The sequence below is a fragment of the Pseudomonas sp. genome (assembly GCF_035512415.1).
Classification (GTDB): Bacteria; Pseudomonadota; Gammaproteobacteria; order Pseudomonadales; family Pseudomonadaceae; genus Aquipseudomonas.
The window spans coordinates 103,003-126,552 of sequence record NZ_DATKDZ010000043.1; the positions used below are offsets into that span (position 1 = coordinate 103,003).

Sequence of the window (23,550 nt, forward strand, 5' to 3'; positions counted from 1 at the left end):
CCGCCGACAACGGGTCGGCAATGCCTGTCAGCCACAGCCAGGGCTGCCCCGAGATTGGGGGCGTCAGTATATGAAGACTTGTGCAGTTGTTTTAACTGTTTAGATTCAATTACTTGGAAGTTTTTATCGAGAACCAGCGATTGCCCGGGAGATACGGTCTTTGTTCAACAACAAAGACCGCATAAATCCAGAGGCCACCACGGTTGCTTGATCCCCGGCTCCGACCTGCACAGGGCGGCTGCGATCAGAAATCGCGCCGGTAGAAAATATCCAGGGAGCTGGCCAGGCCGCTGGCGGCCTCTAGATAGAGCCGGCGGCTCAGTTCATAGCGCAGCGCGATGGTGTTGGCGGGCTCGAATACACCGACGCCATAGCGCAGGCTAAGCCGCTCGGACAGGTTGCCGCTGGCCACCACACTGGTGGTCACCCCGCTGCCTTCGGTATCCAGCTGGAAATCGCGCAGCCCCAGACCCGCGGCCAGGTTGCCGAGCAGCGGTGCGCTGCCGGCCATGCCCAGGGCCAACGCTGCCTGGGCAAGCATATTGTTGTCACCACCGCCCTGCCCCAGCGGCCGTCCCAGCACCAGGTAGGACAGCGCCTGCTCCTGACTCATGGCAGGTTCCGAGAACACCGTGCTGGTGGGTTGTGCGGCATTGCCGCTCAGGCGCAGCCCTGCCGTTACATCGTCGACCCGGCGGATCGCTTCGATATCCAGATAGGGCTGGTCGATGGGCCCGGCGAACAGCAGGCGCGCGCGGCGAATGGTCAGGCGTTGGCCATAAGCGCGGAAGCGGCCCTTGTTCAGGCTCAGCTCGCCGCGGGTATCGAGGTCGTTGCCGATATGCACGCGTCCGGCCAGGTCGGCATCCAGGCCAAAGCCGCTAAAGCTCAGGCGCTGCTGACCGACCTCGACAGCGATATCCATGGCGATTGCCGGAGCCCGTTGCGCCGGGCTTTCGTGGCCGACCACTCGGGCATCACTGGAGACTTGCACGGTTGACGGCGGCAGCTCGCGCACCTCGATCCGGCCGCTGGGGATCAGTACCTTGCCGGTCAGTGAAAGCTGCTCATCAAGCAGGCGCAGGCGCAGATCCGGTTCGACGTCCAGCGCCGCATAGGGCTCCACCGTGACCGGCAGACGGCTGCCGCGCAGGCGTATATCGGCCACCATGCCCTGGCTCCAGCTCAGTTCGCCGTTGAGGCTGGCCTGGCCATGCTCACCACTGCGCCAGCCGCCTTCGAGCAGCAGACGTTCGCCGTCGATCCGGGCCTGCAGTTGCAGCTGGGTGAAGTCCAGCGGCAGCTCGCCGCCGGATACTTCGCCGTTGAGCAGGCGCAGGTTGCCGTTGACCTGCGGGGCCAACAGACCTCCGGAGAGTGTCCCGGCCCCGTTGAGCTGGCCGGCGATGTGCTCGACCATGGGCACAAAGGGCCGCGCCAATGCCAGATCCAGGCCGCTCAGACGAAAGTTTCCAGTGAGCGGCTTATCCGCCGGACGCGGGTCGATTCGGGCCTGCAGCACCAGCTCGCCGATTTTCGGGCCGCGCAACTCCAGCTGGCTGTCGATGCGCTGCGGCCCCAGCTCGGTGTTCAGACGCAGGCTGTCGTAGGCAAAGTCCAGCCATTGTTGCTGGTCACGCACGCGCCAGACGCCGCTGCCGGCATCCAGTTGCAAACGTCCGCTCGGGCCACTGGCCGGCAGGTCCAGCTGCAGCTGGCCGTTGAGCTGGCCCTGCCAGGCGAAGTCCTCGGGCAACCAGGGGGCCAGGCTGTCCAGGGGAAAATCGCTCAGGCGCATGCGCAGCCTGGTTTCGGGCAGCAGGCGCTGGGCCTCGCCACACAGGCTGGCGGGCCCGGAACGCCAACAGTGCGCGCCCATATCCAGCTGACCGCTGGCCAGGTAGTCGAGGGTCGCAGGTTGCTGCAAACGCCAGTCCTGGCCGCCGCTCTGCAGCTGGCCACGTTGCAGCTGGCCGCGCCAGTTACCCTGATCCAGACGCCCGGCCAACGCCAGCCGGGTGAGCAGCAGCGGCCCCTCAAGCTGCAGTTCAAGGCTCTGGCGCTGACGGTCGCCCTCGGCGCTGGCGCTAAGCTGACCCAGATTGGTTTCACCCAGCTGGATCCCGCTGGCATCGAGTTTCAGGCGGCCACGCTGGGCGCTGTCCAGGCTGGCGTTGAGGGTGAGCTGCTGCAGACGCTGATCGCTAAAGGCCAGCTGCCGGCCGTCGAGCTGCAACTTGCCTTGCGGTGCCTGCAGGCTGCCGGCCAGATCGAGCTGGCCCTGCAACTGGCCCTGCAACTGCGGCCAGAGCTGCCCCAGACGGGGCATGGCCAGGGTCAGTTGCCCCTGCAGTTGCTGCTGCAGCGAGGCACTGCCGTAGATGCGGTTGTCCCCCAGGCGCAACTCCAGGCGGCTCAGTTCGCCATTGTCCAGGCCGCCGGCGAAACGCGCCTGGGCCACGGCTGGCTGGCCGCGCAAGCGGCCGCTGAGGTCGATATCGGCAGTCAGTTCAAGGCGTTGATCTTGCAGGCTACCGCTGCTGCTCAGCGGCCCGGCCAGGGTGCCGGGCAACTCCGCCAGCCAGAAGGCAGGGTCCAGCTCACTGAGTTGCAGCTGCACATCCCAGCTCAGCTGTTCGGCAAAACCCAGGCTGACCTGGCCTTCGGCGCGTCCCTGCCCGGCTTGCAGGCGCAGCTCGGGCAAATACAGCTTGTGCAAGTCGCCACTTAGCGGGCTCTGCAGGCTGAAGGCTCCGGCGGGGCCTTCCAGTTCGGCAGCAAAGTGGCCGAGGTAATGACCATTGTCGTAGGCCAGCTCGCCCTGCAGCCTATGCAGCGCCACGGGCAGTTCCTGCTCCAGCGGATAGAGGCGCTGCCAGGGGAAGTCCTGCCAGTCAAACCGGCTGTCGAGGCTAAAGCCCTCCTGCCAGTCCAGCCGACCGCTCACTTGCACCTGCTGCTCCGGCTTGGCGGTCAGGCGCAGCGCCTCGATATCGGCACCGGCGGCGGTTACCAAGGCCTCCAGCACCAGCACGATGGGCGCTTGCTGCGCCGCCAGGTTGGCACTGCCACTAAGCCGGTAACCGCTTTGCAAGTCGCCGTCGGCGCTCAACACCAGCTGGTCGAGGCGCAGGCTGTCCGGCAGTTCGGCGCTGGGCATGAAACCCTCTGCCTGCAGCTGCAGACGGGCAGGAAAATGCTCGGCCAGCGGCTGCAGTTCGCCGCTCAGGCGGCCCAGCAGGTAGCCACTGCTGTCGCCCTGCAGCTGCAGACGCTCACGCAGATCGCCCTCGATCTGCAAGGCCAGCTGCCAGGGCTGTTGCTGCGGCGCGGGTAGCTGCAACTGGCCTGCGAGCTGCAGCGGCCAGTTACCGGTGGTTTGCAGCAGGCCCGCCAGTTCGAGCTGCAGCTCGCCGCTGTGCAAACTCAGGCTGTCGATGCGCAGGCCCTGGGTTGTCCACTGCGCAGCCAGTTGCAGACCCTGCAGGGCTTCATTGTCATTGAATTGCAGGCTGTCGATAGCGATTTCGCCCAGCTGCAGGGCCAACGGCAGGGACAGCTCCGGCAGGCGGAACGATGCGCTGTCGGTGGCCTCGCCAGGCGGGAACACCAGGCTGATCTGCGCAGCGTGCAGGCGCTCGACACACAGGGTCATGCGCAACAGACAGGCCGGCGACCAGGCCAGGCTCAGGTTATCGACTCGCACACTGTTAGCCTCCTGCTGCCAGTGCAACTGCTCGGCCCGCCAGGTACCACCCAGCGTGCCGCTGAAGCCGTCGACCCGTAACCCGGGCACCTGTTCCAGCAGCCAGCGGCTGCCCGTCTGGCTGCTGAGCACCAGGCTCAGCCCGGCGCTCAGCAGAAGCAGCACGCCGAGCAGGCTTAACAGTGCGTTGCGCAGTCCCTTGCGCGGTATTGGCTTCACAATTCCGGCCCCATGGAGAAATGCAGGCGCACGCCGCCCTGATCATCCAGCGGATGCGCCAGGTCGAAGCGCAACGGTCCCAGTGGTGAAACCCAGCGCACCCCGACTCCCACCGCGCTTTTCAGCGAGGGGATATCCAGCGAGTTAAAGCTGTTGCCCTGGTCGATAAAGCTCGCCAGACGCCAGCGCTCGGCGATGCTGTATTGGTATTCGAGGCTGCCGGTGAACAGGTAACGACCACCGACCTTGTCGCCCTCGCGGTTTTCCGGCGACAGGCTCTGATAGTCATAGCCACGCACGCTCTGGTCGCCACCAGCGAAAAAACGCAGGGACGGCGGCACGTTGCCGAAGCCGCTGGCCTCGGTACCGCCAAACTGCACCCGGCCGAGGAAACGATGCCGGCTGGCCAGTGTGGTCAGGCCCTTGAGCTGGACATTGGCATGCACCAGGGTGGTATCGGAGAGCAGGCCTTCGGCCGCCCCCGAGAGATCGAACTGCAGCCGGTAGCCATGGCTGGGGTCGATCTGGTTATCGCTTCTCAGCAGCGAATAACTGACGCCGGGCAGCAATAGGGTGCTGCTGCCGTTGTCATCACCCAGGTCGTACTCCTCATGCTGCCATTTCAGCGAGATCACCCGCTGCCAGCCGCTGTCGAGTTTGCGGTGCCACTCCGGGCCGAAGGTGAGCAGGCGGCTGTCGATATCGCTATCGGCCAGGTCGTCAAACTGATAGCCGCCGGCAATTCGCAGCTTGTCGGTCAGCGGTGGGTCGAGGGGAATGTCGTACCAGAGGCCGAGATTCTGCCGCGGTGCCGACAGCTCGGTTTCCGCACCATAACTGTGGCCCTGGGGATTGGCCCAGTGGCGCGTCCAGTTGGCCCGAACGCGTGGGCCCACATCGGTGGAAAAACCCAAGCCAAGGCCCATGCTGCGCGGCTTGCGAGCCTGCAGCTGAACCACCACCGGGATGCGCAACTGCTCCGCGCTGCTCGGGTTGGCATCGACCTGCACCGTCTCGAAATAGCCGCTGGAACGCAGCGCCTGATACAGCTCGGCGATCAGTTCGGAGTCATAGGGGCTGTCTTCGGCAAAGGGCACCATGCGCTGGAGCAATTGCGTCTCGAAGGGGGCATCGCCGGTAAAGCTGATCGCGCCCAACTGATAGCGCGGGCCGCTGTCATAGACCAGTTCGATATCGGCAATCCCCGCCGCAGGGTCGATATCCAGGCGTTGCTGGGTAAAGCGTCCGGCGAAGAAGCCATAGCGTGAAGCCTGGTTCTGGATACTGCGCTTGGCCGCCTCGTAACGCCCGTGGTTGAGTGGCGCGCCACTGCGCAGCTGGGCATCGCGCGGTAGGCGAAACGCCGCTAGCTGGCTGGCCGGTCCCTCGATACGCAGAGTCACCTCGCGCAAGCGCAGCTGCTCGCCGGGGTTGACGCGCAGGGTCAGGCGCGGCTGCGCGCCATCGCTGACTTCACTGCTGATCTGCGCATGGTAATAGCCCAGGGCCTGGGCCGCTTTTTGCGCCAGCGCTTCGGCGCTGCGCACGTACCGCCGCAGGGCCTCGGCATCGCGCTCGCCGAGGCTGCCGATATGGCCTTCGATATTGTCCTTGAGGGCGCTATTGGCCGGCTGCACACGCACGAGCAGACGCGCTTCGGCCAGCACTGAAGAGCCGAGCAATAGCAGAACAAGTGCAGCAGTAAGCCTGAAGAAAACACCCATGGGCGGATGCTAGCACGAGCAAAGCGCCAGCCTAGAGCGTTGAGAACGATTTTCAGCGCGCAGTTATTTCAACCGGTAACCGCCATTCAATCCCCATCAAAGCCAGTATCCATGGGCAAAACGATTACCGGGGGTGAACGACAGACTCTAGGCGCTGGCCTTGATCGCCGGCTGCGGGCTGGGGTGGAAGAAGACGTGCTCGATGATCGGGCCGACCGCCACTTCGCCAATTTCCTGATAGCCCTGGCGCTTGTAGAAGTCCAGGTAATGGCTGTTGCCGGTATCCAGAACCACACCCTGGGAACTGGCATCTTCGGCGCACCAGTTGTGCAGCGCTTCGAGCAGTTGTTCGCCGAGGTGCTGCCCCTGGTATTCCGGGTGCACGCCCAGCAGCGGTAGTACGTGATAAGGGCCAGGCGGCAGGCAGGCGATTACCGCATCGTGGTACTCGAGGTAGCGCTTGGTGCAGCGAAAGCCGGTGGTCAGCAGCATGCGCATGCGCCAGTTCCAGCTTTCGGTGATATCCATGCGCCGTTGCGGGGGCGCGATCAGGGCCATGCCGATCAGGCGATCATCAATCAGCAGGCCGATGGCCGGCAGGTCCTCGCTGAAATGCTGCTGCACCAGCTCGCGCACGGTGGCGCGCACACGCTGGTCATAGCCGGGCCGGTCGGCTTCAAACAGGTAGGCGAAAGTGGGATCGTGGCGGTAGGCGTGATACAGCAGCGAGCGGGCTTCGCGGGCATAGCCGCTGTCGAGCATACGAACTTCGGCGGGACTGTTGGGCATGATATTGACCTCAGTTCTTCTTTATTTATGGGCCTGAAGCCACGTTAGCACTGCACTGCGCCGGCCGCCATACGGCTGGCCCGCCCCCGGCGAATGGGCTAGCATCGCCTGCTTTCCAGAGAGCAACCCAGGACTGCCGCCCATGAAGATCGTCTCCTTCAATATCAATGGCCTGCGCGCACGCCCTCATCAATTGGCGGCGCTGATCGACAAGCACCAGCCCGATGTGATCGGTCTGCAGGAAACCAAAGTGGCCGACGAGCAATTTCCCGAGGCGCAGATTCGTGAGCTGGGTTACCACGTGCATTACCATGGCCAGAAGGGCCATTACGGCGTCGCCCTGCTCTCGCGCCAGGCCCCGTTGGAACTGCACAAGGGCTTTCCGGATGACGTCGAAGACGCCCAGCGGCGCTTTATCTACGGCACCTTTGCCGATGCTCAGGGCAACCCAGTCACCGTGATGAACGGCTATTTCCCCCAGGGTGAAAGCCGCGACCACCCGACCAAGTTTCCGGCCAAGCAACGCTTCTACGCCGACCTACAGCAACTGTTGCTAAACCAGTTCAATCCGCAGCAGCAACTGGTGGTGATGGGTGATATCAATATCTCGCCGGAAGATTGCGACATCGGCATCGGCGAGCCCAACCGCCTGCGCTGGCTAAAAACCGGCAAATGCAGCTTTCTGCCGGAAGAGCGCGAATGGCTGGCAACCCTGAAAAGCTGGGGCCTGGTCGACAGCTTCCGCCACCTCAACCCTACGGTGAATGACCGCTTCAGCTGGTTCGACTACCGCAGCCGCGGCTTCGAGGACGAACCCAAGCGCGGCCTGCGCATCGACGTGATACTGGCCTCCCAGGCGCTGCAAGGGCGGATCAAGGATGCCGGCGTCGATTATGAGCTGCGCGGCATGGAGAAACCCTCGGATCACGCCCCGATCTGGCTTGAACTGGGCTGAGTGTAACCACCGATCGGGGCGGCCAGCAGCCTGCTGGCCCGCCCTGTTGCAGAGCAGCTCCGGCATCACTCAGCAGTCATATTACGGTCATATTTTTGTCTTATCTTCGCGGCACCTTCACTCACCACAAGGTGTCTGCCGCATGTCGCGCGCCCTCTCCACGTCTGACCGTGAAACCTGGATTCGCACCCTCAGCTTTCTACTGCTCGGCTCCATCTGCTATGCCCTGCCTTGGTCGGTATTCGCCGCCCTGCCCATCCCCACCGACAACAGCAGTGTGCTGCGTATCCAGGGCTCCAACACCATTGGTGCGCGGCTTGGCCCGGCGCTGGTCAAGGGGCTGCTGGAAGAACAGGGTCTGAGCGCCATTCGCATCGAAGCAGGCGCTGCGGAAAACGAGCAGAAGGTCATCGGTAAAACCGCCGATGGCCGCAGCGTAAACATTGAAGTAGCCGCCCACGGTTCGGGCACCGGTTTTAGCGCGCTGGCCGACGGCAGCGCCGAGTTGGCCGCCTCCTCGCGCCCGATCAAGGACAGCGAGGTCAGCAGCCTGGCAGCTCTGGGCGATCTGACAAGCCGCGAGGCCGAGCAGATTATCGCCCTCGATGGCCTGGCGATCATCCTCCACCCCAGCAACCCGCTGACAGCCCTGACCACCGAGCAACTGGCTCAGGTGTTTGCCGGCGAGCTGAGCGACTGGGCCCAGCTCGGCGCGCCGTCCGGCCCTATCAGCCTGTACGCCCGCGATGACAAGTCCGGCACCTTCGACACCTTCAAGGAGCTGGTGTTAAGCGCCAACGCCAGGACCCTGGCCACCCACGCCAAGCGCTACGAGTCCAGCGAGCAGCTCTCCGACGCGGTCAGCCAGGACCGCAACGCCATCGGTTTTATCGGCCTGCCCTATATCCGCCAAGCCAAGGCCCTGGCCATCGCCGCCGGCGACTCGCAGCCCATGCTGCCCACCCCGGCCTTGATTGCCACCGAGGACTACCCCTTGTCGCGGCGTCTGTTCCTCTATAACCAGCCCGACCTGGCCAACCCCTGGGCGCGCGCCCTGGTTCAGTTCGCCCATAGCCCGCGCGGCCAGGCCATCGTGGAAGGCAGCGGTTTTATTGCGCAAAACGTGCAGGCCATGCAGGTCGCAGCCACCGCCGAGATGCCCGCCCAGTACCAGGCGCTGACCCAAGAGGCGCAGCGCCTGTCGGTGAATTTTCGTTTCCAGCAAGGCAGCGCGAGCCTGGATAACAAGGCCCTGCGCGATCTGCCGCGGCTGCTCGAATACCTGCAGGCGCAGAACAAACTCGAGCGCAAGGTGGTGCTGGTCGGCTTTGGCGACGCCAAGGACGATGTCGCCCGCGCCGAGCTGCTGTCCAAACTGCGCGCCATGGCCGTGCGCCGCGAGCTGAGCAAAGCTGGGGTCAGTTTCCACGACATCATCGGCCTCGGCGACGAATTGCCGGTGGCGGCCAACAACGCCGATGACGGACGCGTGCGCAACCGTCGGGTCGAAGTCTGGGTTTATTGAGCCGTCAGGCCACTCCCGCTTCGTCGACACTTGGCGTAACCTCTGGAACAACGGCCCCATGATGGTGGCGGCCGTTACTCGGCAAACAGGGGAATGCAAGCGGATGGATGTGCAGATCGAAGCGTTGCAGCGCCATGGCCGCACGCTGTGGCAGGTACGCATGGGACCGCGGGGGCTGACCTTTCATGAGGAACTGGCCGCCCGCTCCTTTGCCGCCCAACTGCATCAGCGCCTGCTCTGGCTGCGTGAACTGGCCGCCGCCGACAAGGATCAGCCAGCCCCCTGAGCCTACGCCCAAGACCCTAGCGGTAGCGGGAGAAGAACTCGTTTAACGACAGCGGCATCTCCACCCCATAACCCTGCACGAAGTCGATGCCCATGGCGGCCAGACATTGGCGAATGCTGTCCGTTTCGACGTATTCGGCGATGGTCTTGCGCCCCAGCACATGGGCAATCTCGTTGATCGACTTGACCATGGCATGGTCGCTCGGCGAACGCTCGATTTCCTTGACGAAGCTGCCATCGATCTTGACGTAATCCACCGGCAGGCGCTTGAGGTACTCGTAGGAAGAAAACCCCGTGCCGAAATCGTCGATGGAAAAGGTGCAGCCGACACGCTGCAGGTAACGCACCAGGTCGGCCGTCTTGGTCAGGTTGGCCACCGCGGCGGTTTCGGTCAGCTCGAAGCAGATGCGCTGCGGCGGTATCGCGTAATCCTCGAACAGCGACTCGATAAATTCGAGCAGCCGGTCGTCATTCAGGCTGCTGCCGGACAGATTGACCGACAGGCCGCTGCAGTGATCCCAGATGCCCGGGTGCTGGGCCAGCTCACTGAACACCCGCTTGAGCACCCAGCGGTCAACCTTGGTCATGCGGTTATAGCGTTCGGCGGCGCTGATAAAGTCCAGCAGCATCAGCTCGTTTTCCATCACCAGTAGCACTTCGTAATGCGGCAGGTGCCCTTCGCTGGACTCGGTGGGAGCGATCTGCTGGACCCGCAGGCTAAGCTCGCCGCGCTCGACTATATCGTCCACCCGCCCGGCGATGGCCATCAGCCCGGTGCGAGCACCGTCGATCTCGTCGCTATAGACATGCACGCGGTTGCGCCCGGCTTCCTTGGCGGTATTGCAGGCCATCTGCAGGTCGCGGAACAGGTTGATCACATCGTGGCAATCGCGCGTCAGCACGATCCCCAGGCTCATGGTCACGCTGTGCGAGTGGCCCTGCCATTCCAACGGGTTGGCTTCGATGGCGGCGCGCAGCGCTTCGGCCTGCAGCCTGGCCTGGTCGACATCGGCCTGGGGCAGCACCACGGCAAAATCCACCCCACCGATACGCGCCAGGGTTGCCCCTGCGGGTAACTGGGCCGCCAGCAGGCTGGCGGTGTGCTTGAGGTAGGTGTCCCCGGCCAGGGGCCCGAAGCTGGAGTTGAGCACGCTGAACAGGTCGATATGGCCATAGATAAAGGCACACGGCTCGGGACTGGCCAGGGCCTGGGCCACAGAGGCTTCGAAGCTGCGCCGATTGAGCAGGCCGGTCAGCTCATCGTGGCTGCGGGCATAGGCGATATCGCGGTAGAGCTTGCCGACGATGTTCTCCAGGTGATCCTGAATCACCCCCTGACCTTCCGGTGCCGAGGTGCCGATCCAGCCGGTGGCGAGCTGATGCATCAGTTCATGGGAAGTGAAGCTGCCGGCTTCGCGGCCCTGGCTATCGACCAGAACATAATGGTCGCTGCTCGGGTTGGCCCAGATCAGCTGCAGGTGTTGGCCCTTTTGCGTTACCAGCCAATCGCCTTCGCTGAGTTGCTGCACCCGCTCGCGCCAACGCTGGTGCGCCGGGTCGAGGTCGCGCAGGTCCTGGGTTTGCGCTTGCGGCAGCTCCAGATCGACCAGTTCGACGGCCTGCTCGCCCTGCAATTGCTGGTGCAGCTGTTTGAGCACCGGGGTGTGGCGATACTGCCCGGGCAGGAAGCTCTCCAGGCGCTTGCGCATCAGTTCCATAACCGCGCCCGACTCATAAGCGCGCTCGACCGGGTCGCTGTCAGGGCCTGAGCCTGCAGCCCCCGCCTGCAACCAGTGATTCAATTGCCGGATCACCGCCAGATCATCCAGCCACTCAGCGCTCTGCTCACCGTGGCGAATCAGCTCATGCACCAGCAGTTCGCGCCAGCCGTTATCCAGCAGGTCGAGCAGTACCTGCGGGGCCTGGCTGCCGAACAACTTGAGCAACTCGCGGCCAACCTGCTGGCGAGCCTGCTCCAAGGCATCGCGGCCGCGGTTGTACTGACGCACGCGGTCGGCATTGTTGCTGTAGGCACGCTGTTGCACGGCCAGCAACTGTTCCAGTTCGTCATTGCAGCGGCTGAATACACTGTTGTCGCCGCGATAGTCCGCCACTATGCCGGCAATCAGTTGCTGTACGCGGTTTTCCAGCGCCAGGTTGGGCGGGTCGGAAAAATCGCAAAGGCGGATCAGCTTGTCCAAAGTGGCCCGCACCGGGTGGGTGGTATCGGCAAAAGCGGCGGGTTCGAGCATGGTGGCCTGGGCCACGGGCAACATCAGATGACGCAGAGCCGGTTTGATGTCCTGAGCGATCACCGACTCTTGCTCGATATGCTGGAACAGCTCGGCCACCACCCCGGCATCGTCGCTCTGCCGCGGCGACAATGCGGCACCGGCGGCCTGCAGTTCCTGCACAAAGGACTGGGCCGACCAGCCCTGTTGCGGCGGTTCGAGGCGCTGCACCTGGCTCAAGGCCTGCTGCAGCACTGCCGGGTCGACGGGCGGTGCCGCGGCCGGGCTGGAACCTGCGCTGGGGCCGGCATCCACGGCACGCAGCTGCTGGATGGCCTGATAGGACGCCTCCGGATTGCGCGCCGCCCGGGCCCGCTGGCGCTCCAGCGCCGGGTGCACAACCTGATCGACGCGCGGCTCGACCTGAAATTCGGCAAAAACCGTGTCCAGATGCTTGAAATAGGCGTGCAGTACCACGCTCAGCTCTTTTGCCGCTGCGGCATAGAAGTGCTCACGCACCACTGGCAGTTGCTCGCGCAGATTGAGCCGCGACTGCAGGACGCGAATCATGAATTCCAGCGACAGCGGATTTTCGCGATCTTTCGCGCTGGCTCCGGTGACGGCGTTGAGGCGGGCGCAACTGCGCCACTCCATGACGCCCAGGGGTTCGCGCAGCTGGCGCACCAGGCGGCGCGCCTCGAGCATCTCCTCCACTTCCGCGTCATCGACCAGCTGCCACTCGCTGCCCGAAGGGGTCACGGCCTGAGGGGTGATGCCGCTGGGTAGAAGTTCGAGGATGGCCGTCACGGTCTGGGCGATGGTGCGCTCGCGCAAGGCGTTGCACAGGCGCAGAAAATCGTCGCAACCCTGGGCCTCGAAATTGCTGCGCGCCGACAGCCGCAGTTCATTCAGGGCTCGATTCGAGGCATCGACCAGGCCTTCCAGACAGGGAGGTAAGTGTGTACTGACAGCCTGACACAAGGCAGCGATAACGGAACTACGCTGTTGCATCGACATCCCCCCTACATCCTGTAATGGCCTATTTCCACCCAAGCACTATAGACCGCCATAGACACTTGCACAGCTCAGCAGCAGCGCCGTCAGAGCTTCGCCGACGGCTGGCATTTACCCAGACACAAACGCCAAGGCCCGCATCTGCGGGCCTTGGCGTTCTTTTCAGTTTGGCTGGGCAGTCGAGGGTGGAGCCAATCAGCGGCTGGCTTTCATCATGTCGCGGGACATGTACTTGCCGATCTCGAACTTGCCAATGGCCGCGCGGTGCACTTCGTCCGGGCCGTCGGCCAGGCGCAGGGTGCGCTGCATGGCGTACCAGTAGGCCAGCGGGAAGTCGTTGGAGACCCCTGCGCCGCCGTGGATCTGGATCGCACGGTCGATCACTTTCAGCGCCACGTTGGGTGCCACCACCTTGATCTGGGCAATTTCACTGGCAGCGATCTTGTTGCCCACGGTGTCCATCATATAAGCCGCGTTCAGTGTCAGCAGACGGGCCATATTGATCTCCATACGCGAGTCGGCGATATGGTCGATATTGCCGCCCAGACGTGCCAGCGGCTTGCCGAACGCGGTGCGCTCGATCGAACGCTGGCACATCAGTTTCAGCGCACGCTCGGCCATGCCGATGGAGCGCATGCAGTGGTGAATGCGGCCTGGGCCAAGGCGCCCCTGAGCGATCTCGAAGCCACGGCCCTCGCCCAGCAACACGTTCTCATAAGGCACGCGGACGTTTTCGAACAGCACTTCGGCATGGCCGTGCGGCGCGTCGTCGTAGCCGAATACCGGCAATGGGCGCAGCACTTTCACCCCGGGGGCATCCATCGGCACCAGGATCATCGAGTGCTGCTGGTGGCGCGGGCCGTCCGGGTTGGTCAGGCCCATAAAGATCATGATCTTGCAGCGCGGGTCGCAGGCACCGGAGGTCCACCACTTGCGGCCGTTGATCACCCACTCATCACCCTGGCGCACGGCGCTGGCCTGCATATTGGTGGCATCGGAGGAAGCCACGCCGGGTTCGGTCATGGCGAACGCGGAACGGATGGTGCCGTCCAGCAACGGCTTGAGCCACTGCTCCTTCTGCGCTTCGTTGGCGTAGCGCACCAGCACTTCCATATTGCCGGTGTCCGGCGCAGCGCAGTTGAACGGCTCGGCACCGATCAGCGAGCTGCCCATGATTTCGGCCAGCGGCGCATATTCGGTGTTGGTCAGGCCGGCACCCAGTTCGGACTCCGGCAGAAACAGGTTCCACAGACCTTCGGCTTTAGCCTTGGCCTTCAGCTCCTCCATGATCGCGGTGGGCTGCCAGCGGTCGCCTTCATTGACCTGCTGCTCGAACACGGCCTCGGCTGGATAGACATGGGTCTCCATAAACGCGGTGACGCGTTCACGCAGTTGCTGAACCTTGGGGGAGTAGGCGAAATCCATGGGCGGCTACCTTCTGACGCTGAGTGTGAATGACTGATTCGGTGAGGTGAAAATGATGCTAGATCAGGGCATAGGATTTATCTAACCTATTCTCACCGTGTATAAACATTCATCACCGATATATGATCCATGAAGGTCTGTTGCCGTTTTGTCGCAAGCGAACGAAATGGCAACAGCTCCTAATACCGACAATCCTCGGAGTGAGCGCGTAATGAATCTGAACAAGGTCGACCTGAACCTCTTCGTGGTCTTCGATGCCATCTACACCGAGGCCAACCTGACCCGCGCCGGGCAGATCGTCGGCATCACCCAGCCGGCGGTGTCCAACGCCCTGGCGCGGCTGCGCGAGACCTTCAACGACCCGCTGTTCGTACGCACCGCCCAGGGCATGGTGCCCACGCCCATGGCGCAGAATATTATCGGCCCGGTGCGCAGCGCCCTGCAGCAACTGCGCATTTCGGTGCAGGAAAGCCGCATCTTCAACCCGGCCCAGGCCAACAAGACCTACCGCATCAGCATGACCGACCTGACCGAGGCGGTGGTGCTGCCTTCGCTGTTTCAGCGCCTACGGCGTATGGCCCCCAACGTCAGTATCGAGAGCATGCTGGCGCGCCGCCGGGAAACCACCAAGGAACTGGCCGCCGGGCGTCTGGACTTCGCCGTGGACGCACCGCTCAACACCGACCCCCAGGTGCGCCACGTCAAGCTGATGGAAGATCGCTACGTGTGCGCCATGCGCAAGGCCCACCCGCTGGCCAAGGACAAGATCAGCCTGGACGAATATATGGGCATGACCCATATCCATATCTCCAGCCGTCGCAGCGGCCTGGGTCATGTCGACCTGGCCCTGGGGCGCATGGGCATCCAGCGCAAGATCGCCCTACGCTCCCAGCATTACCTGATGGCCACCACCGTACTGCAGAACACCGATATGGTCATGACCGTGCCCGAGCGCTTCGCCCGGCGCAACGACCTGCACCATGTAGAGCTGCCGCTCAAGGATATGGCCCCGCTGGAAACCCACCTGTACTGGCACGAAAGCACCGACCAGGACCCCGCCAACCGCTGGATGCGCGAGCAGATCATCGAAATCTGCCAGCATGTGACGGCCCAGGAAAAGAAGCTCGACAAGCCTGCTTCCTGATCCGCCCAGCTGGGCTCGGTACATAGCCGAAAAAACGGCATATTTCGCGGAAAAATGACGAGGAAATACTGTATTTCTCACTCTTCTCATCATTCCCGACATTCCCCACCCACGGCCAGCTAGGCAAGTGCTTCGGCCTGGCCTATGGTTCAGCCATTGAGGCCGCCCCGGTTTAAGGAATGCTGCATGCGCTGTCTGCTTCTGGCTTGTGTGTTGCTTTGCAACGTTACCTCTGCCGACGAGATTCTGATTGTCGGCAACAATTATTCGATACCCAAGATCTACGCCGAAGAGGATGAACCCCAGGGCATGCTGGTGGATATTTTGCGCTACGTCGATGCGGCCATGCCTGAACACCAGCTCAACCTGCACCTCTACCCCTGGGCACGCGCCTATAAGGTGGCCGAGAGCGGCCAGGCCGGAATTATCGGCCTGAGCTGGACCACGGAACGCCAAGAAATTTTCGATTACTCCGAAGCGCTGTTCTACGACGAGGTGGTGATCGTGGTGCGCCACGACGATAACCTGAATTTCAACCGCATCGAGGATCTCAAGGGTCGGCGTATCGGCCTGGGTGCCGGCGGCAGCTTCGGCGATGAGTTCGATCAGGCGCGCAGGCAGGGGGTATTTCAGGTCGATGAAGACAATGGCCCGGTCTCACGACTGAAGAAACTCCTGGCGCACCGCATCGACGTGGCGCTGATCAACCCTGGCACCGCCGGGTTGAGCCGGGCCATCGCCCTGGATCCGGAACTATCGAGGCGCGCTGCGGAATTTCAGGTGCTGGCGCAGCCGCTCAAGCGCGACGCCAACTACCTGGGTTTTCACAAGAGTTTGCAGATGAGCGGCTTTCTCACCGAGTTTAACCAGCATATCCGCCGCGGTTACGCCAATGGCGACATCCAGCGCCTGCTGGCCCGTTACCAGCTGCCGTAAGGCTCCGAACCCAGAATAAGGTGCTTAGGCGCTGTCGCGCAGCACCACTTCGAAACCCACATCGATACAGTGCTGGGCCGGTTGCTCGCCACGCATCAGAGTTAACAGCATCTCACCCGCCAACTGGCCGATTCGCCCGCGGATGGTCCGTACCGTGGTCAACGCCGGGTGCACCCAGGCGGCGGCCGGCAGGTCGTTGAAGCCGGCGATGGCCAGGCGTTGCGGCACCGCCAGATCGAGCTGACGGGCACGGAACAGCGCTCCCAGGGCCAGGTCATCGTTGTTGAAGAACACCGCATCGATCTGCGGTTGCTGGGCCAGCAGCCGATCCAGCAGGTTCGCGCCCAGGCCGATGGAAGACAGTTCCGGCGTCAGCAGTTCCAGGTTCGGGTCGTAACGGCCGTGGGCCTGCATGCATTGCCGATAGCCCTCGGCCCGTTGCAGGGTGCGCGGGTCGAGCTGGGCGGCGGCAAAAGCGATATGCCGGTAGCCACGGGCGATCAACGCCTCGGCCATGGCCGAGCCGGCCTCCAGTTGCGAAAAGCCGACGCAGTACTCGTCCTCAACATCGCTCAGCTCCATCATGGTGACGATGGGGCCGCGGCAACCGCCAAGAATCTCCCGCGCCGCATCGCTGCGCTCGAAACCGGTGAGCAGCAGGCCCGCGGGCTGGTGCGCCAGATAGGAGCGCAGCAGGCGTTCGTCTTCCTCGGGACGGTAGTGGCTGACCCCGATCATCATCTCGAACCCGGCGGGCATCAACACCCGCTGGATCGCCTCGACAGTGTCAACGAACACCGAGTTGGACAGCGACGGGATTACTACCGCGACCAGATTCGATTTCGAGCTGGCCAGGGCCCGCGCCGCCGGATTTGCCACGTAGCCCAGGGCCTTGGCTGCTTGCATAACCTGCGCGCGCAGGGCATCGGAAACCCGCTCCGGCTGCGACAGCGCACGCGAGGCGGACATCAGCGAACAGCCGGCAGCCTTGGCCACATCGGACAGGGTGACGCGTTCGGCGGAGCGACGACGACGTTGGGTCATGGGCAGTTCCCTGGAAAAGGCAGGCGATTCTAGCAGCGGCCGGCTGTTGTAGGGTATGCGGGGCCGCCTAGGCCACGCGCACCAGGCAGGATGCCCGGCACGCGCTGCGGGCTCAGTTCGCAGCCTTGGCCAGTTCGGCCTGCACCTGGTCGAACAGCGGCTGGCCGACGGTATCGACCACCTGCTGGATCGCCGGCTGGGCCCGCTCACGCATGCGCTGCATTTCCTCGGCGCTGATCTGGTTGACCTGCATGCCATTCTCCTCAAGCTGGGCCAGGGCCTTGGCCGCCTCGGCGCGGGTGTCCTGGCGTTCGAAGTCGCGGGCCTTCTTCGCTGCTTCAAGGATGATGCCCTGCTCGGTCGCCGACAACCCGTCCCACCAGCGCTTGGAGGCCGTGACGATCCACGGGCTGTAGACATGGTTGGTCACGGTCAGGTACTTCTGCACCTCGTAGAATTTCGAGGAAAGGATGGTGTTGAAGGGGTTTTCCTGGCCATCCACCGCCTTGGTTTCCAGCGCGGTAAACAGCTCGGAGAACGGCAGCGGCACGGCGTTGGCCCCCATCAGCTTGAAGGTCTCGAGAAACACCGGGTTGGGCATCACCCGCAGCTTGATCCCGGAGAAATCCTCCAGCTTGCTGATCGGCCGGGCATTGTTGGTCATATTGCGAAAGCCGTTTTCCCAGTAGACCAGGCCAACCAGGCCCTTCTCTTCCAGCTTGTCCATCACTTGGCGACCGACCGGGCCGTCCAGCACGGCGTCGGCCTGTTGCTCGTTGCTGAACAGGAATGGCGTGTCCCACACCGCCATCTCCTTGGTAATCCCGACCAGGGTGGCAGTGGAGCCGACCATCATTTCCTGGGCACCGCCCATCAGGGCGCTCTGCATCTGGTCATCCGAACCCAGGCTGGCGGCGGCGAAGGTGCGCATCTTCAATTTGCCCTCGGAGGCCTTGGCCACCTCTTCGGCAAACAGCTTGGCGGCGCGGCCCTGGTTGCTGCTTTCGTTGAGGCCATAGCCAAAACGAATCATCCGCGAGCGGACATCGTCGGCCTGGGCCGTTACCGCGGCAATCGGGCTGAACAGCATGGCCGTAGCCAGGAGGGTAAGCAGTGGACGCTTCATCAGTGAGTACCTTTTATTGTTGTCAGCAGTACGACAAGGACGCCCGGCACGCAGCACCGGGCGGTGAAAAGACGGGTCAGCGCAGCCAGGCCAGCGGCACCGTGATAATCGCCGGGAAGGCAATCAGCAGCGCGACGATGCCCAGGTAGATCAGGAAGAACGGCATCACCCCACGCACCAGGATTTCCATGCGCAGGTGGCCGATGCCGCCGACCACATTGAGCACCGTGCCCACCGGCGGAGTAATCAGGCCGATGGAGCCGATCAGGACGAACATCACGCCGAAATACACCGGGTCGATACCGGCCTTGATCGCGATCGGGGCCAGTACCGGGGCGAGGATCAGGATGGTCGGGGTCAGGTCGAGGACCATACCCACCGCGATCATCAGCAGCATGATCGCAATCATCAGCAGATAGGGGTGGTCGAGCAGCGGCCCGAGCATCATGCCGATCTCATCGGGCAGTTGGGCCAGGGTCACCATATAGGCCGACACCGTGGCCGCCGCGCAGAGGAACATCACCGAGGCGGTAGTGCGACTGGCGCGGGTCAGGGTTTCGTTCAGGGCCGCCCAGCTCAACTCGCGGTACAGCAACGTGGAGACCGCCAGGGCATAGACGGCCGCCACCACCGCCGCTTCGGTCGGGGTGAAGATGCCGAAGCGCAGGCCGCCGACGATAATCACCGGCAGCATCAGGGCCGCCGCGCCATCGACCAGCACCGCGCGGCGCTCGGCCTTACTCGCTTTGGGCGGCGTAGGCTCGGTAAAGCCGCGGGCGATCAGGGTCCAGGCGAAGATCAGGCCCACGCCCATGATCAGGCCAGGAACCAGCCCGGCCATAAACAGCTGGCTGATCGAGGTATTGGTCACCACACCATAGATCACGAAGGGCATCGACGGCGGAATGATCGGCGCGATAATCCCGCCGGCCGCCACCAGGCCGGCCGAGGAATGCAGCGGGTAACCGCGCTGACGCATCATCGGCAGCAACAGCGTGGCCAGCGCCGCGGTATCGGCCAGGGCCGAACCGGACATGCTGGCCAGCAGCACCGCCGCAGCAATCGCGACATAGCCGAGGCCGCCGCGCAGGTGGCCGAAATAGGCCTGGGCCATGGCGATAATGCGCCGGGAAATACCCCCGGCGTTCATCAGCTCGCCGGCCAGGATAAAGAACGGCACGGCCAGCAGCGGAAAGCTGTCGGCACCGGCGAGCAGGTTCTGCGCCAGCAATTGCACATCCCAGAATTCCAGGTACCACATCAGCACCGCGCCGGTGAGAATCAGGGCGAAGGCGATAGGCATGCCGAAAGACATAAAGCCCAGCAGTGAAGCAAGGAAGACAGCGACGGTCATCAGCGGGTCCTCGGTGGGCAGTGCCCGATTTTTATTAAATAGAGGGCTTAATCGGCCGTGATATTGGCGTTGGCAACGGGCAGCGGCTCGGGCCGTCGCCAGACGTTGACCAGCTGCAGCAAGGCCAGCAAAGCCAGAACCCCCATGCAGGCCAGCACCGGGAACATGCCCAGCACCACGGGGTAGCCGACCACCGTGCTGTGGTTACCCCAGCCGTATTGCACCTGCTGCCAGGCTCCCAGGGCCGCCAGCACGCTGGCCCCGGCGACCAGCAACCAGCTGGCGGAATCGACCAGACGGCGGGCCACCTGGGGGAAACGGTCGCGGATCATGTTGAAGCGCATTAGCTCGCCACGGCGCATGCTCGAGGCCACGCCGACGAACACCAGCCAGACGAACGCCAGGCGCGACAGCTCTTCGGCCCCCGCCCAGCCGGTGCCGAAGGCATAGCGCAGCACCACGTTGCCGAAGACCGCAGCGACCATAAAGGCCATCAGCGCGGCCATCAGGCCATCGGTCAGGCGGTCGAACAGCCGCGCCAGCCAGCCGCCGTAGATAGGCTCGCCGCTCAGTTCTGGCGCATGGTTAGCGCTATCAAATTCAGCCACAGAAAGCGCCGACTGCGCGCCGATAGCCGCACCCGACAGATCGCGGCGCAGCCAGGCACAGACCTCGGCCACCACCGCTTCGCGGCTTTGTGCGGCGCTGACGGTGCACACATGGGGTTCTTCGCGGGGGTCTTCGAGGGTGGCGAACTGGCTGTCGACCAGCGAGGTCGGCATAAAGTGGCCCGGCCGGGCACCCACCCGCAGCAAGGCGGTGGCGTGATCGATCTCCAGATGGGCGAACTGCAAACCCGGCACCGCCTGGCGCAACTGGTCGCGGTAGCTGCGCTTGAGCGCCGAGCAGGCCAGCACAAAGCCCTGCCCGGCGGCCTGCGCGGCCTGCGCGGCCTGCATTTCGACAATCAGTGCATCCAGCCAGTGAACCCGGTCGGCGTCGCTCAGGGGAATGCCGGCGCGCATGCGTTCGACGTTTTCGCGGGGGTGAAACAGGTCGGCCTCGATATGCCGCCAACCGAGCTCGGTGGCGATGGCCAGGCTGATATCGCTTTTGCCCGAACCACTGACCCCCATCACCACCAGGGTGCGGTCAGCCGGTGCAGGGCCATTGGCAGAAAGGCTTGTGCTCATGAAATCTCCGAAGCACCTTCGCGGGGTGCCGTTTTTGTTTTTCCGGATGGTAGCGCTAACAAAAGTGTCCGACAAGCAGGAAATTTCTCTTGAATACAAGAACCGACGAAGGGTGTTGTGCGGGAACTGCCGCGCGCGCCGGCCATCACATTCGGATATACACGGCGCACCCAGGGCAGCTTAAAGATTGCGCGCGATCACCATACGCTGCACATCGCTGGTGCCTTCGTAGATCTGGCACACACGCACATCGCGATAGATGCGCTCCAGAGGGAAGTCCTTGAGGTAGCCGTAGCCGCCCAAGGTCTGCAGCGCTGCCGAACAGACCCGTTCGGCCATCTCCGAGGCGAACAGCTTGGCCATTGAGGCCTCGCTCAGGCAGGGCATGCAGGCCTCGCGCAAACTGGCAGCGTGGTGAACCATCTGCCGCGCCACGGCGATCTGGGTGGACATATCAGCCAGGCGGAAGGCCACAGCCTGGTGCTCGATAATCGGCTTGCCGAAGGTCACCCGCTCATGGGCGTAGTCGCGCGCCGCCTCGAACGCAGCGCGGGCCATGCCCACCGCCTGGGCGGCAATGCCGATACGGCCGCCCTCCAGATTACCCAGGGCGATGCGATAACCCTCACCCTCCTCGCCCAGGCGCAGGCTAGCCGGGATACGTAACTCGTCGAGCTGGATCTGGCAGGTATCCGAGGCGTGCTGACCGAGTTTGTCCTCGATGCGCACCACCGAATAGCCGGGCGCATCGGTCGGCACGATAAAGGCGCTGATGCCCTTTTTGCCGGCCGCAGGATCGGTGACGGCGAAGACGATCACCATCCCGGCGTGGCTGGCAGAGGTAATGAACTGCTTGCTGCCGTTCAATACATAGTGCTCACCATCGCGTCGGGCCCGGGTGCGCAGATCGCTGGCATCGGAGCCGGCCTGCGGTTCGGTGAGGGCGAAGGCCCCAAGCATCCGGCCCTCGGCCAGGGGCTTGAGGAACTGCTGCTTCTGCGCCTCGCTGCCGTACTTGAGGATCGGCATGCAGCCCACCGAGTTGTGCACGCTCATGATGGTCGAACAGGCCCCGTCGCCAGCGGCGATTTCCTCCAGGGCCATGGCGTAGGCCAGGTGGCCGGTCTGCGCACCACCCCATTGCTCGGGCACCAGCATGCCCATAAAGCCCAGCGCTCCCATCTCGGCGATGGCATCGCTGGGGAAACGGTGCTCGCGGTCCCACTCGGCGGCGCATGGCTTGAGCCGCTCCTGGGCGAACTGGCGGGCCATATCGCGGATCTGCACATCTAGCTCTGAAGGGATCATCTTTGCTCTCTCGCAACAATCTGATGGGGGCCTGCCCGTGCAACAACCCGCGCGGCGCTATAGGCGCTCGATGGCCACGGCGGTGGCCTCACCGCCACCAATGCATAAGGATGCTACGCCGCGCTTGAGGTCGTACTGTTGCAGGGCGCTGAGCAGAGTCACCAGCACCCGCGCGCCGGACGCGCCGATGGGGTGGCCCAGGGCGCAGGCTCCGCCGTGCACATTGAGCTTGTCGTGGGGAATATCCAGATCGCGCATGGCCGCCATCGGCACCACGGCGAAGGCCTCGTTGACCTCGAACAGATCGACCTCGCCCAGGGTCCAGCCCGTGCGCTGCATTAGGCCCTGCAGCGCGCCCACCGGCGCGGTGGCGAACAGGTTGGGCGCATGGGCGAAGCTGGCGTGGCCACGGATCGCCGCCAGCGGCGTCAGGCCACGCCGCTCGGCCTCGGACAGACGCATCAGCAGCAACGCCGCGGCACCGTCGGAAATCGAGCTGGCATTGGCCGCGGTCACCGTTCCGCCCTCGCGGAAAGCCGGTTTAAGGGTCGGAATTTTCTCGATACGGGCCTTGGGCGGCTGTTCATCGCTGTCGATACTGCGCAGCTCGCGGCCAACCATGGCCTGCACCGCGGTTATTTCCGCGGTAAAACGACCCTCGGCCATGGCGCTTTGGGCGCGGTTCAGGGAGCTGATAGCGAAGGCATCCTGCTGCTCGCGGCTAAAGCCATAGGCCTGGGCGCACTCCTCGGCGAAGCTGCCCATTAGGCGGCCCTTGTCGTAGGCGTCCTCCAGGCCATCGAGAAACATATGGTCGAGCACCCGGCCATGGCCCATGCGATAACCGCTGCGCGCCCACTCCAGCAGGTAAGGCGCGTTGGACATGCTTTCCATGCCGCCAGCGATCACCACCTCGGCACTGCCGGCCAGCAGCAGGTCATGGGCGAGCATCGTCGCCTTCATGCCCGAACCGCACATCTTGTTGATCGTCGAACACACCGTAGCCTGAGCCAACCCCGCGCCCAATGCGGCCTGGCGTGCCGGAGCCTGGCCCTGGCCGGCCTGCAGCACGCAGCCCATCAGCACTTCGTCCACGGCATCGGCAGCCAGACCGGCGCGCTCAAGGGTCGCACGGATCGCCGCAGCCCCCAGCTCGGCCGCCATGAGCGCCTTGAAGTCGCCAAGAAAAGCGCCCATCGGCGTGCGTGCGGCACTGACGATTACCACCGGATCGATTTGCCTGATCATGCCGTACCTCTTCTCGAATTGTTTACCTTTACGTTAACGTAAACTTAATTAAACATTTAGCGGTTGTCTAGCAGGCATAACCTGACCCTACATATCTTGATTAGCCGGAAGCACTATCGCCTGCCGGCTCAGCGGGCGAGCAAGCTTCGTGGGCTTACCTGCATCGCCAATCCTCATTGATGAATTAACTACCTGCAGCAACTGATTGTTTAAAAAGAAATTATATAGAGATAACTAGAAGCCGCTTGAGCTTCCCCAAGGCTTGATCCGAGCTACCGAACGTGGAAAGCCAAGCAGCCTTGTTGACTAAATCGCGGCGCAGCC

Annotated in this window: 16 protein-coding genes; 5 read left to right on the top strand and 11 right to left on the bottom strand. The window is 63.6% G+C overall.

Features of this window, described 5'->3' with window-relative positions; translation table 11 throughout:
- Positions 1 to 244: 244 nt before the first annotated feature.
- From VMP31_RS21660 to VMP31_RS21670, 3 genes are all read right to left on the bottom strand, one after another.
- On the bottom strand, positions 245 to 3,916 hold the full coding sequence (locus tag VMP31_RS21660; protein WP_325509903.1) for a translocation/assembly module TamB domain-containing protein: 3,672 nt from the start codon (positions 3,914 to 3,916) through the stop codon (positions 245 to 247).
- Positions 3,917 to 3,921: 5 nt separating this feature from the next.
- Positions 3,922 to 5,649 carry an autotransporter assembly complex family protein gene (locus VMP31_RS21665; RefSeq protein WP_325509770.1) on the bottom strand — a complete coding sequence of 576 codons (1,728 nt, stop codon included), beginning with the start codon at positions 5,647 to 5,649 and terminating at the stop codon, positions 3,922 to 3,924.
- A gap of 147 nt (positions 5,650 to 5,796) precedes the next feature.
- Complete coding sequence (locus tag VMP31_RS21670) at positions 5,797 to 6,438, bottom strand: GNAT family N-acetyltransferase (RefSeq protein ID WP_325509771.1); 642 nt, start codon at positions 6,436 to 6,438, stop codon at positions 5,797 to 5,799.
- Positions 6,439 to 6,580: 142 nt separating this feature from the next.
- On the opposite strand from VMP31_RS21670, the gene xthA reads away from it, so the two are divergent.
- From xthA to VMP31_RS21685, 3 genes are all read left to right on the top strand, one after another.
- Positions 6,581 to 7,393, top strand: a complete 813-nt coding sequence (gene xthA, locus VMP31_RS21675) for an exodeoxyribonuclease III (protein WP_325509772.1) — start codon at positions 6,581 to 6,583, stop codon at positions 7,391 to 7,393.
- Between the two features lie 142 nt (positions 7,394 to 7,535).
- Positions 7,536 to 8,918 carry a phosphate ABC transporter substrate-binding/OmpA family protein gene (locus VMP31_RS21680; protein WP_325509773.1) on the top strand — a complete coding sequence of 461 codons (1,383 nt, stop codon included), beginning with the start codon at positions 7,536 to 7,538 and terminating at the stop codon, positions 8,916 to 8,918.
- Positions 8,919 to 9,021: 103 nt separating this feature from the next.
- Positions 9,022 to 9,204 carry a hypothetical protein gene (locus VMP31_RS21685; RefSeq protein WP_325509774.1) on the top strand — a complete coding sequence of 61 codons (183 nt, stop codon included), beginning with the start codon at positions 9,022 to 9,024 and terminating at the stop codon, positions 9,202 to 9,204.
- A gap of 16 nt (positions 9,205 to 9,220) precedes the next feature.
- Here the strand turns inward: VMP31_RS21685 and VMP31_RS21690 are convergent, their stop codons facing one another.
- Together VMP31_RS21690 and VMP31_RS21695 are read right to left on the bottom strand one after the other, a co-directional pair.
- Positions 9,221 to 12,451 (bottom strand): DUF1631 family protein, encoded by a 3,231-nt coding sequence (locus VMP31_RS21690; RefSeq protein WP_325509775.1) that lies wholly within the window; start codon positions 12,449 to 12,451, stop codon positions 9,221 to 9,223.
- Between the two features lie 192 nt (positions 12,452 to 12,643).
- The gene (locus tag VMP31_RS21695) at positions 12,644 to 13,873 is read right to left on the bottom strand and encodes an acyl-CoA dehydrogenase (RefSeq protein ID WP_325509776.1); all 1,230 of its coding nucleotides are present in this window, start codon (positions 13,871 to 13,873) and stop codon (positions 12,644 to 12,646) included.
- A gap of 211 nt (positions 13,874 to 14,084) precedes the next feature.
- Between VMP31_RS21695 and VMP31_RS21700 the strand changes: the two genes are divergently transcribed.
- On the top strand, positions 14,085 to 15,017 hold the full coding sequence (locus VMP31_RS21700) for a LysR family transcriptional regulator (RefSeq protein ID WP_325509777.1): 933 nt from the start codon (positions 14,085 to 14,087) through the stop codon (positions 15,015 to 15,017).
- A 186-nt stretch (positions 15,018 to 15,203) separates the two neighbouring features.
- Positions 15,204 to 15,953 carry a substrate-binding periplasmic protein gene (locus VMP31_RS21705; RefSeq protein ID WP_325509778.1) on the top strand — a complete coding sequence of 250 codons (750 nt, stop codon included), beginning with the start codon at positions 15,204 to 15,206 and terminating at the stop codon, positions 15,951 to 15,953.
- A gap of 24 nt (positions 15,954 to 15,977) precedes the next feature.
- Here VMP31_RS21705 and VMP31_RS21710 read toward each other — a convergent pair whose 3' ends face one another.
- The 6 genes from VMP31_RS21710 to VMP31_RS21735 form a co-directional block, all read right to left on the bottom strand.
- On the bottom strand, positions 15,978 to 16,997 hold the full coding sequence (locus VMP31_RS21710) for a LacI family DNA-binding transcriptional regulator (protein WP_325509779.1): 1,020 nt from the start codon (positions 16,995 to 16,997) through the stop codon (positions 15,978 to 15,980).
- 112 nt (positions 16,998 to 17,109) lie between these two features.
- Complete coding sequence (locus tag VMP31_RS21715; protein ID WP_325509780.1) at positions 17,110 to 18,123, bottom strand: TRAP transporter substrate-binding protein; 1,014 nt, start codon at positions 18,121 to 18,123, stop codon at positions 17,110 to 17,112.
- Positions 18,124 to 18,199: 76 nt separating this feature from the next.
- Positions 18,200 to 19,477 (bottom strand): TRAP transporter large permease subunit, encoded by a 1,278-nt coding sequence (locus tag VMP31_RS21720; RefSeq protein WP_325509781.1) that lies wholly within the window; start codon positions 19,475 to 19,477, stop codon positions 18,200 to 18,202.
- Positions 19,478 to 19,524: 47 nt separating this feature from the next.
- Complete coding sequence (locus VMP31_RS21725; protein ID WP_414705485.1) at positions 19,525 to 20,613, bottom strand: gluconokinase, GntK/IdnK-type; 1,089 nt, start codon at positions 20,611 to 20,613, stop codon at positions 19,525 to 19,527.
- 237 nt (positions 20,614 to 20,850) lie between these two features.
- Entirely contained in the window at positions 20,851 to 21,978 is a 1,128-nt protein-coding gene (locus VMP31_RS21730) for an acyl-CoA dehydrogenase family protein (protein WP_325509783.1), read from the bottom strand.
- A gap of 57 nt (positions 21,979 to 22,035) precedes the next feature.
- Positions 22,036 to 23,226, bottom strand: a complete 1,191-nt coding sequence (locus VMP31_RS21735) for an acetyl-CoA C-acyltransferase (protein WP_325509784.1) — start codon at positions 23,224 to 23,226, stop codon at positions 22,036 to 22,038.
- Positions 23,227 to 23,550 lie beyond the last annotated feature (324 nt).

Bases quoted from the DNA above. Each gene is read 5' to 3' on its own strand.
- VMP31_RS21680 (WP_325509773.1), top strand. From the start codon at position 7,536: ATGTCGCGCGCCCTCTCCACGTCTGACCGTGAAACCTGGATTCGCACC.
- VMP31_RS21720 (WP_325509781.1), bottom strand. From the start codon at position 19,477: ATGACCGTCGCTGTCTTCCTTGCTTCACTGCTGGGCTTTATGTCTTTC.
- VMP31_RS21685 (WP_325509774.1), top strand. From the start codon at position 9,022: ATGGATGTGCAGATCGAAGCGTTGCAGCGCCATGGCCGCACGCTGTGG.
- VMP31_RS21705 (WP_325509778.1), top strand. From the start codon at position 15,204: ATGCGCTGTCTGCTTCTGGCTTGTGTGTTGCTTTGCAACGTTACCTCT.
- VMP31_RS21715 (WP_325509780.1), bottom strand. From the start codon at position 18,123: ATGAAGCGTCCACTGCTTACCCTCCTGGCTACGGCCATGCTGTTCAGC.
- VMP31_RS21690 (WP_325509775.1), bottom strand. From the start codon at position 12,451: ATGTCGATGCAACAGCGTAGTTCCGTTATCGCTGCCTTGTGTCAGGCT.
- VMP31_RS21735 (WP_325509784.1), bottom strand. From the start codon at position 23,226: ATGATCAGGCAAATCGATCCGGTGGTAATCGTCAGTGCCGCACGCACG.
- xthA (WP_325509772.1), top strand. From the start codon at position 6,581: ATGAAGATCGTCTCCTTCAATATCAATGGCCTGCGCGCACGCCCTCAT.
- VMP31_RS21670 (WP_325509771.1), bottom strand. From the start codon at position 6,438: ATGCCCAACAGTCCCGCCGAAGTTCGTATGCTCGACAGCGGCTATGCC.
- VMP31_RS21730 (WP_325509783.1), bottom strand. From the start codon at position 21,978: ATGATCCCTTCAGAGCTAGATGTGCAGATCCGCGATATGGCCCGCCAG.
- VMP31_RS21700 (WP_325509777.1), top strand. From the start codon at position 14,085: ATGAATCTGAACAAGGTCGACCTGAACCTCTTCGTGGTCTTCGATGCC.
- VMP31_RS21665 (WP_325509770.1), bottom strand. From the start codon at position 5,649: ATGGGTGTTTTCTTCAGGCTTACTGCTGCACTTGTTCTGCTATTGCTC.
- VMP31_RS21725 (WP_414705485.1), bottom strand. From the start codon at position 20,613: ATGGGGGTCAGTGGTTCGGGCAAAAGCGATATCAGCCTGGCCATCGCC.
- VMP31_RS21710 (WP_325509779.1), bottom strand. From the start codon at position 16,997: ATGACCCAACGTCGTCGTCGCTCCGCCGAACGCGTCACCCTGTCCGAT.
- VMP31_RS21695 (WP_325509776.1), bottom strand. From the start codon at position 13,873: ATGGATTTCGCCTACTCCCCCAAGGTTCAGCAACTGCGTGAACGCGTC.